At 57.2% G+C, this 11,643-nt stretch carries 8 protein-coding genes; 4 read left to right on the top strand and 4 right to left on the bottom strand.

Features of this window, described 5'->3' with window-relative positions:
- Nucleotides 1-36: 36 nt before the first annotated feature.
- Nucleotides 37-1,383 (bottom strand): extracellular solute-binding protein, encoded by a 1,347-nt coding sequence (locus FPV09_RS07860; protein WP_148882980.1) that lies wholly within the window; start codon nucleotides 1,381-1,383, stop codon nucleotides 37-39.
- Nucleotides 1,384-1,587: 204 nt separating this feature from the next.
- The gene (locus FPV09_RS07855) at nucleotides 1,588-3,492 is read right to left on the bottom strand and encodes an alpha amylase N-terminal ig-like domain-containing protein (RefSeq protein WP_246112252.1); all 1,905 of its coding nucleotides are present in this window, start codon (nucleotides 3,490-3,492) and stop codon (nucleotides 1,588-1,590) included.
- A 73-nt stretch (nucleotides 3,493-3,565) separates the two neighbouring features.
- Here FPV09_RS07855 and trmBL1 point away from each other — a divergent pair, with 73 nt between their 5' ends.
- The gene (gene trmBL1, locus FPV09_RS07850) at nucleotides 3,566-4,588 is read left to right on the top strand and encodes an HTH-type sugar sensing transcriptional regulator TrmBL1 (RefSeq protein WP_148882979.1); all 1,023 of its coding nucleotides are present in this window, start codon (nucleotides 3,566-3,568) and stop codon (nucleotides 4,586-4,588) included.
- 56 nt (nucleotides 4,589-4,644) lie between these two features.
- Entirely contained in the window at nucleotides 4,645-5,997 is a 1,353-nt protein-coding gene (locus FPV09_RS07845; protein ID WP_148882978.1) for a glycogen synthase, read from the top strand.
- On the opposite strand, the gene FPV09_RS07840 is transcribed toward FPV09_RS07845, so the two are convergent.
- A complete protein-coding gene (locus FPV09_RS07840; RefSeq protein ID WP_148883771.1) occupies nucleotides 5,994-6,356 on the bottom strand; it encodes a ribonuclease P protein component 2 in 363 nt (120 codons plus the stop codon). The genes FPV09_RS07845 and FPV09_RS07840 overlap by 4 nt on opposite strands.
- Before the next feature lie 72 nt (nucleotides 6,357-6,428).
- Between FPV09_RS07840 and FPV09_RS07835 the strand changes: the two genes are divergently transcribed.
- Complete coding sequence (locus FPV09_RS07835) at nucleotides 6,429-7,514, top strand: radical SAM protein (protein ID WP_148882977.1); 1,086 nt, start codon at nucleotides 6,429-6,431, stop codon at nucleotides 7,512-7,514.
- 125 nt (nucleotides 7,515-7,639) lie between these two features.
- Nucleotides 7,640-8,281, top strand: coding sequence for a hypothetical protein (locus tag FPV09_RS07830; RefSeq protein WP_148882976.1), 642 nt, complete (start codon nucleotides 7,640-7,642; stop codon nucleotides 8,279-8,281).
- Nucleotides 8,282-8,309: 28 nt separating this feature from the next.
- Here FPV09_RS07830 and ileS read toward each other — a convergent pair whose 3' ends face one another.
- Nucleotides 8,310-11,510, bottom strand: coding sequence for an isoleucine--tRNA ligase (ileS, locus tag FPV09_RS07825; protein WP_148882975.1), 3,201 nt, complete (start codon nucleotides 11,508-11,510; stop codon nucleotides 8,310-8,312).
- Nucleotides 11,511-11,643 lie beyond the last annotated feature (133 nt).

Raw genomic sequence — 11,643 nt, 5'->3', positions numbered from 1 at the left:
AATCCCTCCAAAAAGGTATGAAAAAGGAGAAAGGCTTCAGCCGTTCATGTTGTCGAGTATCTGCTGCTGGTACTTCTCGAGTATGGCCTTTATGTCGGCGTTCTCCGGGTCCTGGAGTATCTCGTTGATGGCTCCGTCAACACCGCCCCAGACGGCGCCCATCTTCGGGCTCTTGGGCATCAGGTACGCGTGCTGAACGGCCTGCCCGAAGCCGTAGATAACGGGGTCGTTCTGGATGTCCGGGTCGTTGAGAACGGGGGTGAGAACGGGGATGTAACCGAGCTGGAGTGAGAGCTCCTTGATGACCTCCGGGCTGGTGGTGAACCACTTGACGAACTTCCAGGCGGCCTCCTTGTTCTTTATACCGGCCGCGAAGTAGATGTCCTTGACTCCACCGTACGGCCTCGGCCAGTACTCCTTACCGTCCTTGGTTATCGGCGGGAGCGGGACGACGCCGAAGTCTATTCCGGCCTTCTTGACGTCGCTTATGCTCCACGGGCCGTTTATCATCATGGGAGCACGGCCCTCAAGGAATATGCTCTGCTGGGTTCCGTAGTCTGCGGTCGGGGCCATGTACGGCCAGATGTTCTGGAAGAAGAACTCGAAACCGTCTATCGTCTCGGGCTGGTCGAGACCGGGCATCTCACTCTGGTCGTCGAAGTAGTAGCCACCGAAGGCCTGGGCCCAGGCCGAGAGGAAGTAGGCGTTGAGCGGATACGCTATTCCGTACTTCTCATTGTCCGGGTCGTTGTACTGCTCCATTATCGCCTTCATCTCATCAAAGGTCTTGGGCGGCTCGCTCACCATGTTCTTGTTGTAGATGAGCGCGACGGTCTCGGCCGCGAAGGGCATGGCGTAGTAGTGCCCCTTGTACTGCATGGCCTCCTGGGCCATCGGGGCAAAGCCGTTGAGGACGTCATCGGTGATGTAGTCATCAATCGGCTCGAGCATGCCGGCCTCCGCGAACTTGCCTATCCAGTCGTGAGCCCAGATGAAGAGGTCCGGCCCCTGGCCGGTGGGTATGGCAGCCTTGAGGGCGCTCTCAAGCTCGGGCTTCTGCTCAAAGGTTATGGTGACGTCCGGGCACATGGCCATGTACTCCTCGGCGAGGCTCTGGAAGACCTCAAGCTCGTTAGGCTGCATGGCGTGCCAGATGACGACCTCCCCGCTTCCGCACTCCGTCTCGGGCGGGGTCGTGGTGGTCTCAGTGGGGCTCGGGCTGGAGGTGGTTGAACTCGGTGAGCTCGTGGTGGTCTCGGTTGGACTGGGGGAGCTGGTCGTCGTTGAACTCGGGCTCTCCCCTCCGGGGGATATACAGCCGCTGGCCACAACGCTAAGAACCAAAACCCCCACCAAAAGCAGGGCAAACAGTCCTTTCTTCATATCTTTATCACCCGCCTTGATTTTGGGTGATATAGTATCATCGACGGTGATATATATATCTTGCGCTTCTTTGATCAGAGTTGTTGGCCGTGCACATAGTTAGTCCTCCATGAAAAGAGTGGACCACAGGGAACGGGTCGGGGACAGGCTGTCTGTCCGTGGGGTGCCATCTGCCCCTTCCCCTTCATCCCCCGGGAGAAGACGTCAGGATGTCGTCACATGGAACACGCAGTCCTCAGGTTCCATCGAGTACCTGATCTCCACCCTGACCCTTTCGTCCCCGAGAACCCTCTCGTATATCATCGTGCGCCCCTGGAACCTTACAGGCACGAACTCGCCGAGCTGAAGCGCTCTGCTCCTCCTTCTGAGCCATATCAGCCGTTTCGTGGTTTCGAAAATCTCAGTGTCCCACTTCCCCCTGTCCCATACCATGGACGCCCTCCCGGCACTCAGGCCACCGTCCAGCCGTCCTCTGAGTCCAATTTCATCGCCGTAGAATATCGATGGAATCCCCTTGTAGGTCATCAGGAAGGCCAGGGCGCAGAGGTATCTCCGCCTGTCCCCCACGAGGTCGAGGAAGCGTTCGGTGTCGTGGTTGTCGAGGAAGTTGTACATCGCGTACTCCGCGGGGCCCAGGTGGGCGCTCAGTAGCTCCAGGCCGTTGAGGAACTCCCCCGCGTCGATTTCACCCTCCACAAAGAACCTGAGAATGAGCTCGTAGAGGGGGTAGTTCATGGTACCGTGGAATGCGTCGGGAACCCAGGGCCGGGGGTCGTCCATGACCTCCCCAACGAGGTACGCTTCCTCTGGCATGGCCTTCCGCATCTCCCTCCAGAGCTCCGGTGGAACGCCGTGGGCGACGTCCAGCCGCCAGCCGTCCGCTCCCCTCTCGAGCCAGTACTCCATTACCTCCCGGATGAACTTCCTTACCTCCGGGCTGTCGTGGTTGAGCCTCGGCATCAGCCACACCGAGTAGAAGCTCTCGTAGTTCCAGTCCAGGGATTTCATCCGGTGGTACCTCTCGATCCATGGTTCTTCCGAATGCAGAATCCTCAGGAACTGCTCGGGAACGACGGGAAAGCCGGTTATGCGGTAGAACCTCCGGTACTCACTTCTTTCCCCCGCCCTCACCACGTCCTGGAAGTACGGGTGGAAGAAGCTCGTGTGGTGGAAAACCCCGTCGAGAATCAGCCTGATGTCCCGCTTTTTGAGTTCCCTCACCAGCTCCCTGAAGACCCCCCATCCTCCGAGCTTTCTGTCGATACTGAAGTAGTCGGTGACGTCGTAGCGGTGGTACGTCATGGACTCGAATATAGGGGTGAGGTAGAGGGCGTTGACGCCGAGTTCTTCGAGGTGCCCCAGCCTCTTTATTATCCCCGCCAAATCGCCACCGTGGAACTGCTCCCCGCAGAACGCCCTGCCCCTCGGTGTTCCCGGAAGAACCCCCTCGAACCTGTCTGGCATTATCTGGTAAAAAACCCTCTCGTAGACCCAGCGGGAAGTTTCCGGGCGGTATGGAACGGCCCTGAATGGTCCCATTCTCCTTATCAGGCCTTTCCGCGTCCGAACCTCGAAGGAGTACTCCAGTTCACCGTCTCCGGGCAGGACTGCCTCGAAGTACTCGAACAGCCCCTCCCGGGCTTTTCTCCTCATCCCAACCATGCCCTCGCTTTCCGGGAGGACGAGGGTGGCCTTGGCGACTGCCCCTACTTTCGCCCTCAGGAGAACGTGGGTTCTTCCGGCAACGGTGTAGAGATAGGTCGCGCTCGGTGCGTGGAATGGCCCGCCCCCACCGTCGATAACCGCGACGCTCGTTTCCCTTTCAAATTTGTACGAGAGCCTCCTGTAGGTCTCCCGTCTGGGGTTTTCGGGGTCGGGGGTAAACTCGCCGTCGATGGAGAACGCGTAGTGCCAGATCCCCTCCGGCAGCTTTACAGCGGTCCTCCAGCGGTCCCCTTCCTTCCTCATCCGGAAGGAGCCTTCGTTGAACGCGTTGAAGCTCCCGAGCAGGTACGCGTACTTTCTCCCTGGTTCCGCTGGAATCGAGAACTCGACGATCGCGACCCTCCCGAATTTCCGGTCCGGTTTGAACCCGAAAATTTTATACACTTTCCTCACCCAAGATATCACTAGTGATGAATAAACTATCGCGAGTGAAACTTAAAAGATTGGAGGTCTCAGTATGAACGAAGAGGAAATAGTTGAAAAGCTTCAGAAGCTCGGTCTCACGAAGTACGAGAGCCTCGCATACATAACGCTCCTCAAACTCGGCCCGAGCAAGGCTACAGACATAACGAAGGAGAGCGGTATTCCCCACACGAGGGTTTACGACGTCCTCAGCTCCCTCCACAGGAAGGGGTTTGTTGACGTCATGCAGGGCTCCCCTCGCCTGTACAAGCCAGTCAACCCGGAGGTTGTTCTGGAGAGGATAAAGGAGGACTTCATAGAGGACGTTGAGAACCTCAAGGTCGCTTTCCTCGAGCTCTACCGCGAGGTTCACGGCGAGGATCTGCCCGAGATTTGGACCATCCAGGGCTTTGAAAACACCGTTGAGCGCGCTGAGTACGTTATTAGAACCGCCAAGCACGAGGTTCTGATAAACACCCCCTTTGAGTTCCTTCAGCTCCTCAAGAGCGAGATACGCGCGAGGAAGGACATAGTCTTCGTCATAATCAGCAACTTCGATGAGATACCCGACTGGCTCAAAGGGAACAACATAATACTCGCAAGGAGCGGGGGCGCCCCCTGGCTCATGGCCAGCTGGATAATCGGCGACATTGACTACGCTCTGTTCTTCGGTGCCCTCCCGAAGGACAAGCGCCGCGAGAAGTTCTACTCCTTCTGGGCCAAGAGCCCCAAGATAATCCAGAACTACATGCACTGGTTCTACACCATCTATCTCGACAACAGCGAGATAATCAAACCCCTCAACTATGCCGCGGCACCGAAGCCCCTCTCCCTCGTCAACATCAGGACGCTCATAACCGTCCTCAAGTACGTCGAGCTGCCGAGGAAGATCGAGGTCATCGGGAGGCTCGTTGACACGAAGGAGCCGGTGACCCTGGACGGGGAGATAACCGAATACGAGTACACCCCTCTCACCGCCAACATAACCGTGAATGCCGGCGGAAAGGAGTGGAAGATCGGCGGCATCGGCAGCTACTTCGAGGACGTCGAGGGCGAGAAGTTCATCCTCCTCGATTGAGCGGTTCTTTTCCTTCTTCATCTCCCATCCACTGGTTCATCAGGTAGGTGGTGTCAATGAGGATTCTTATCCTTGGGTTTGAGTACCTGCCCGTTAAGGTGGGCGGCCTTGCCGAGGCCGTGACGAGCATAGCTGAGGGGCTTGCCGAACTGGGAAACGAGGTCGTCGTTTTCACCCCCGACCACGGTAGAAACCTCGGCGAAGTCTTCGGCTCCTTCAGGGTTTCGGCCTTCGGCGGGGAAGTTTCGATAACCGTCAGAAAGCGTGAGCAGAACGGGGTGGTTGTCTACTCCCTCGGCGGAGGGCTTCTCAGCGAGTCCGATGTGTACGGCCCAAGCTGGGAGGGCCTGCTCAGGAAAGCGGTTCTCTTTGGAAAGGCGAGCCTCGGGCTGATGAACGAGCTGATCGAAACCTTCAAGCCGGACGTAATCCACGCCCACGACTGGCACACCGTCTTTGCCCTCGGCCTCTTGAAGAAGTACTTCGGGATAAGGAGCGTCTTCACGGTCCACAGGCTCAACAAGGCCAGGATTCCGGACCACTACTTCAGCGAAGCCAACCTTGCTGAACTCGCCCCCTACCCCGAGATAGACCCCGAGCATACCGCCTGCTACATCGCCGACATGGTCACGACGGTCAGCAGGAGCTACCTGTGGGAGGAATGGGAATTCTTTAAACACTTCGAGGGAAAGGTTACGCACGTCTTCAACGGTATAGACTGCTCCTTCTGGAACGAAGAACTCATGGAGACGAAGGACCTTCCACGGGAGGAGAGGAGGAGGCTCGTTCTGGAGCGCTTCGGTCTGAGCGATGGGAAGGCTTTCATGTTCATAGGACGCTTTGACAAAGCTCAGAAGGGCGTTGACACCCTCCTCCGGTCGATAGAGGTTCTCTCAGCCGACCCTGCCTTTAAAGAGATGAGATTCATCATAATCGGCAAGGGCCATCCCGAGCTTGAGGCCTGGGCCAGAGCCGTAGGAAACCGCTTCCCCGAGAACGTCAGGGTGGTTACCGAGCTCCTCGGCAGGGAAACCGTCAGAGAGCTCTACGGTTCGGTGGACTTCGTGATAATTCCCTCCTACTTCGAGCCCTTTGGTCTGGTGCAGCTTGAGGCCATGTGCCTCGGCGCAATCCCCATAGGCAGCTCCGTCGGGGGGATAAGGGATACCGTAATAGACCTCAACTCCGATCCGGAGAACGCCACAGGACTGCTCGTCCCCCCGAGGGACGCTTTCGCGTTGGCGAGGGCGATGGTTCTCGCCAAGGAGCTGGACGAAGGAACATTGAGAAAGCTCCGCGAGAACGGAAAGAGAAGGGCCAGAAACGACTTCACGTGGGAGAACGCCTGCGGGAGGTACATGAGGGTCTACGATGGAACGGTTGACAGGGCTGTCCCGTTCCTCCGCTAGCGCCAGCCGTACTCGGCCAAGAACTTCCTTTTCAATCTTTTTATCGTTCCGGAAACACCGAGGGTTCTGAATATGGCCCTCGAACCGTTTATCTCCGTAACAAGCGTCAGGGCGAAGCGCAGTTCCTCCACATGCTTCCTATCAACTCTGACGATTCCGGTCTGGCTCTTCTCGTCGAACTTGATGAACCAGGGCTTTGCCCTCGCCGAGCCGAGGGTTCCCAGCGCTGAGATGCTCGTATCCCATATGGCTCTCTTTATCTCATCCTTCTTAAACGGCCTCTCCCCGATTACCTGAAAGGCTATGTAGCGGTGCTTGTCCCTCAGCGTGGGCGGCAGGTATTTCGGCTTCTCCCTCATAGGCATCTGCACAACTTTGCCCGCCAACCTTTTTAAGCTCTCCCCCGCGTTTAGGGTTAGCGAGGTGAGTGGATGGTCTGGGAGACGCCTTACTTTTCATACGCTGTGAGAGAGCTCCCCAAGGGCTGCCAGCTCTGCGTTAGGGGTGAGAAGCTCGTCCTCTTCACAACCGGGGTCTGCCCGAGGGACTGTTTCTACTGCCCGCTGAGCGAGCACAGAATGGGCGATGTTGTTTACGCCAATGAGAGACCCGTCAAAAGCTTGGACGACGTGATCGAGGAGGCCCTTTTGATGGAGGCTAGGGGGACCGGCGTTACCGGCGGCGACCCTCTGGCGAGGCTCGACAGAACGGCTGAGTATATCCGCGCCCTCAAGGAGGCCTTTGGCGAAAACTTCCACGTTCATCTGTATACGACGGGTGCCTTGGCGACCAAGAAGAACCTCGAAAAGCTCTACGATGCAGGTCTGGATGAGATACGATTCCACCCCGATCTGTTCAACCCGAACTCGAAGCTCTTCAAAGTCGAGGTTGAGAACATAAGGAACGCCTTCGACTTCGACTGGGACGTTGGCGGCGAGATTCCATCGATTCCGGGAGGGTTCGAGAGAATGAAGTGGTACGCCGAGTTTCTCGATAATCTCGGAGCGAAGTTCCTCAACGTGAACGAGCTTGAGTTCAGCGAGACGAACCTGCGGGCGATTCTCGACAGGGGATACAGGCCGATAAGCGACGAGAGCGCCGCCATAAAGGGTTCCCTTGAGCTGGGCCTGAAGCTCCTTGAATGGGGCGAGGAGAACACCTCGCTGAGCTACCACCTGTGCACGGCTAGGCTGAAGGATGCGGTCCAGCTCAAGAACAGGCTGAGGAGGATGGCGAGGAACGTGGCTAGGCCCTACATGGAGATAACCGAGGACGGGACGCTCCGCTTCGGCATAGCCAAATACGACGACCTCAACGAGCTCTACGCGCTCCTCGTGGAGGAGGCCGAAGTCCCGGCGGAGTGGCTCTACATCAACCGCGAAAGGGGCAGGATAGAGATGCCGGAGGAGGTGGCGGTTGAGCTCGCCGAGGCGGTGGAAGGGGATGTGAAGTTCTTCATCGTTGAGGAGTACCCGACGTGGGACAGGCTTGAGGTGGAGAGGGTTCCTCTGCCTTAGTCCCTTCTGTTTCCTTTTAGTTTACTCCTTCGAGTTGCCGGTTCTGGGGGCGTAAGTAACTTACGGGGGCATAAGTTGTTATGGCTTCGAAAGAGTTATTTGCCCCTGCGGATATTAAACCCGGCATGCGGAAGATTTTGGAACTCGCCCTCCAGTCACTCTTTCTAATTGCGTTCTGGATAGTCATGTGGCTTTTTATTCCTGCAACAAGGAGGAACCTAAACGCCACAAACCTCTTCGCCGCGTTCTCTCTCCTCGTTCCCTTCCTCCTCTCGGCGAGGCATTTCGTGGGAAAAGCCCTTGAGAGCTACGGCTACTCCCGCGAGGACGTCAGACGGCTCCCGGAGATTCTTGAGAAAACGTGGGGCAGGAACTACCTCCCCAAGGAGGTTCAGGAGATAATTGGCCGCCACATCATGTTCTGGGGCTTCTTCGCAACGGCAGTAATTGGGACGGGAAACCTCACGGAGGGTATTATTGGCATGACTTCAATCTTCGCGGTGATATTCTCTTTCTTCATACTCTTAGTTTCGATGGTCATCTGGGTTATCGTTCTCCCGCTCTCTACCTACCGGATTCTCACCGGCAAAGAACCGCACCGGGGGCTTTTGATAGACGTTGCGGTCAAGTACACCCTCGCCCTTATGGTCCTCCTTATCGCGGTCAGGATTGGGCAGAGAAAAGCCGGAAAGCTGGCAGTTCTTCCATTGGTGGTCATCGTCGTTGCCCAGCTGTGGGTGGTGTGGTGGTTGCTGGTTGGGATTTAATAGAAGAAAAAATGGGGGCTAAAAAGCCTCACTCCACCTTCTCAATCCCTATCTTCGCCTGAACCTCGGGCCACTCAACCACGTAGCCCCTGGCCTCCTCAAAGCGGACCTCGACGGCCCTTGTCTCCTTCTCCACGTAGTCGAGGTTCTCCTTGAGCAACTCGCGGTTCTCGTCGGTGGTCTCTATGGTGACGACTATCCTGTCGTTGACGTCGAGGTCGAGCCTCTTCCTCATCTCCTGTATTCTCCTTACGAATTCCCTGGCGAGGCCCTCAGAGAGGAGCTCCCTCGTGAGGGTCTTGTCCACGAAGACCCTTCCGCCCTCGAACTCCTCGGCAACGAAGAAGTCCGGCAGCTTCTCCTCTATGCTCAGGTGCTCCCTGGTAAGGTGGAAGGTCTCTCCCTCTATCTCGACGTCCATCTCCCCCTTCTCGTAGAGCTCTCTGCCGTGCTCGTTTATCCACGCTATCACGGGCTTGGCCTTGCCCTTGAACTCCGGCCCGACCTTGGCGAAGTTGGGCTTTATGACGAGCTCCCTCTCTACCTTGCCAACGACGACCTCCTTGGCGTTGAGCTGGTCGCGGAGTATTCTGTTGAGTCTCTCGACGGCGCTCTTTACGGTCTCGTCCTCGGTTTCGACGATTATCCTCCTGACCGGGTAGCGGAGCTTTATTTTGGCCCTCTGCCTGGCACTTGAGCCGGCCTCGACTATCCTCCTGACGTATTCCATCTCCCTCTCAAGTTCCTCGTCCCTGGTGCCCTCCTCGACCTTAGGCCAGTCGAGCAGGTGGACGCTCTCCACTCCGACGAACGGCCTCAGCATGTTCTGATATATCTCCTCCGCTATGTAGGGCGTGAAGGGAGCCATGAGCCTCAGCAGGATGTCGAAGACCTTCCAGACGGTGTAGTATGCCGCCAACTTGTCCGGGTCGTCGCCCTCGACCCACATGCGCTTCCTGATTAGGCGGACATACCACCTGCTGAGGTCCTCAACGACGAAGTGATATATCGCCCTGGTGGCCCTTGTGAGTCTGAAGGTCTCTATGCCCTCGGTGACGTCGCCTATCAGCCCGTTGACCCTGCTGAGTATCCACTTATCTTCTTCGCGGAACGGAAGCTCCTCGGGCTTGAGCTTCGTCGGGTCGAAGTTATCCAGGCTCATGTAGGTGGCGCTCAAAACGTAGACATTCCAGAGTATGTTGAGCATCCTCTTGACCTGAGCCAGGCCCTTCCAGCTGAACTTGAGGTTCTCCCAGGGGTTGGTGGCCCAGAGCATGTAGAACCTGAAGGGGTCCCTTCCCTCCTTCTGGACGACCTCCTCCGGCCTTATGATGTTGCCGAGGCTCTTGCTCATCTTGTCGCCCTTCTCGTCGAGGACGTAGCCATGCATCGCCACGTGCCTGTAGGGGACGGTGTCGAAGGCTATAACTGAAGCCGCCTGCTGGGAGTAGAACCACTTGGTTACCTGGTCCTCACCCTCGACTATGAAGTCCGCCGGCCAGAGTTTCCTGAAGTTCTCCTCAGTTCTCGGGTAGTCGAGGGAAGCCCAGCTCGCTATTCCGCTGTCGAACCAGACGTCAACGACGTCTTTAACGCGCCTCATCTCCTTGCCGTTGACCTTTATGATGAAGGCATCGACGTAGGGCCTGTGCAGGTCTTCTGGGCCAAGCTTCTCCTCTATGGCCTTGAGCTTCTCCTCATAGCTCTCCGGGAGCTCTATTCTCTCGCCGTTAACCTCTATCGCGACGCTGAGCTCCACCAGCTCCTTGAACGAGCCGACGACGTGTATCTCGCCGTCCTCGCTCTGCCATATCGGAAGGGGTATTCCCCAGTAGCGCTGCCTGCTTATGACCCAGTCGCCCGAGTTCATGACGCCGTTATCGTAGCGCACTTTCACCCAGTCCGGATACCAGGTAACCTTCTCGTCGTTCTCCTTGATTATGAGGTCCTTGACCTTGCTTACCTTGAGGAACCACTGGTCTGTGGCGCGGAATATGAGCGGGGTCTTACAGCGCCAGCAGTGCGGGTACTTGTGCTCTATCGTTCCGGCCTTCACGAGGTAGCCCTTGGCTTTGAGGTGCTCTATTATCTCCGGATCGGCGTCCTTGACGTAGGTTCCCTTCCAGTGGCCCTCGGTGTAGCGCCCCTCGTCGTCGATCGGGCTGTATACCGGCAGGCCGTACTGTCTGCCTATCTCAAAGTCCTCCTCACCGTGGCCGGGGGCGGTGTGGACAAGGCCGGTACCCTCCCCCAGCGTCACGTGCTCGCCGAGGATAACCCTGTGAGCCCACTCGTACTTCTCGCGGAACTCCTTCTGGATGGGATACTCGTCCATGAGGACGTGGACGTAGCGCACTCCCTCGAGCTCCTCGCCCTTGAACTCCTCAACTATCTCGCCCTTAACGCCGACCTCGCTCAGAACCCTCTCAACGAGGGCCTTCGCTATTATCCAGTACTCCTCGCCCTTCTCGGTCTCGACCTTAACCTTGGCGTAGTCGTAGTCTGCGTGAACGGTGACGGCGAGGTTGGCCGGGAGGGTCCAGGGGGTAGTCGTCCAGATGAGAAGGTACTCGTTCTCCTTGCCCTCTATCGGGAACTTGACGTATATGCTCGGGTCCTCCCTTATCTTGTACTCGCCGCGGACCTCGTGTTCAGCTAAGGCCGTCTCACAGCGCGGGCACCAGTGGAGGACGCGCTTGTCCTTCTCAAGCAGACCCTTCTCGTGGGCCCTCTTGAGCGTGAACCAGCCTGATTCGATGTACTCGTTCTTTATGGTCATGTAGGGGTTGTCCCAGTCCATCCAGACGCCGAGCTGCCTGAACTGTCCGGTCATCACTTTGAGGTTGTTGAGGGCGAACTCCTTACACTTGCGTATGAAGTTGTCGACGCCTATCTCGGTTTCTATGTCCTTCTTGGTCTTGAGGCCGAGGGCCTGCTCGACCTTGACCTCTATCGGAAGGCCGTGCATATCGAAGCCCGGCTGTCTGCGGACGTTGTAGCCCTGCATCGTCCTGAACCTTATCACCATGTCCTTGATGATCTTGTTCCAGGCCGTTCCGAGGTGTATTGCACCGCTGACGTAGGGCGGCCCGTCGAGGAAGTAGTACTTCGGGCCGTTCTGGCGTGCGGTCTTCACCTTCTCGTAGGTGTTGTTCTCCTCCCAAAAGCGCTCGACCTTTTCCTCAAGCTTCCCTGGGGTGTACTCCCTAAACTCCGGTTCCTTTATCATGTCAAAACCCTCCAGAAATGATCTTTAGGATGGACTACCCTAGAACAGGGGGACTCAGGCCGCGAAACGGGCGAAGCGAAGGATAAAACACTCCCCCCTCATGGGCATCGGGGCAAAATTGGGAAGCGAGCTT

It is taken from the genome of Thermococcus aciditolerans (assembly GCF_008152015.1).
GTDB classification, from domain to species: Archaea; Methanobacteriota_B; Thermococci; order Thermococcales; family Thermococcaceae; genus Thermococcus; species Thermococcus celericrescens.
This window is presented reverse-complemented; position numbering and strand designations above follow the sequence as displayed.

What these genes read in the sequence shown, in the direction of transcription:
- FPV09_RS07860 (WP_148882980.1), bottom strand. Translation starts at nt 1,383, where the DNA reads ATGAAGAAAGGACTGTTTGCCCTGCTTTTGGTGGGGGTTTTGGTTCTT.
- trmBL1 (WP_148882979.1), top strand. Translation starts at nt 3,566, where the DNA reads ATGAACGAAGAGGAAATAGTTGAAAAGCTTCAGAAGCTCGGTCTCACG.
- FPV09_RS07845 (WP_148882978.1), top strand. Translation starts at nt 4,645, where the DNA reads ATGAGGATTCTTATCCTTGGGTTTGAGTACCTGCCCGTTAAGGTGGGC.
- FPV09_RS07840 (WP_148883771.1), bottom strand. Translation starts at nt 6,356, where the DNA reads ATGAGGGAGAAGCCGAAATACCTGCCGCCCACGCTGAGGGACAAGCAC.
- FPV09_RS07835 (WP_148882977.1), top strand. Translation starts at nt 6,429, where the DNA reads ATGGTCTGGGAGACGCCTTACTTTTCATACGCTGTGAGAGAGCTCCCC.
- FPV09_RS07830 (WP_148882976.1), top strand. Translation starts at nt 7,640, where the DNA reads ATGCGGAAGATTTTGGAACTCGCCCTCCAGTCACTCTTTCTAATTGCG.
- ileS (WP_148882975.1), bottom strand. Translation starts at nt 11,510, where the DNA reads ATGATAAAGGAACCGGAGTTTAGGGAGTACACCCCAGGGAAGCTTGAG.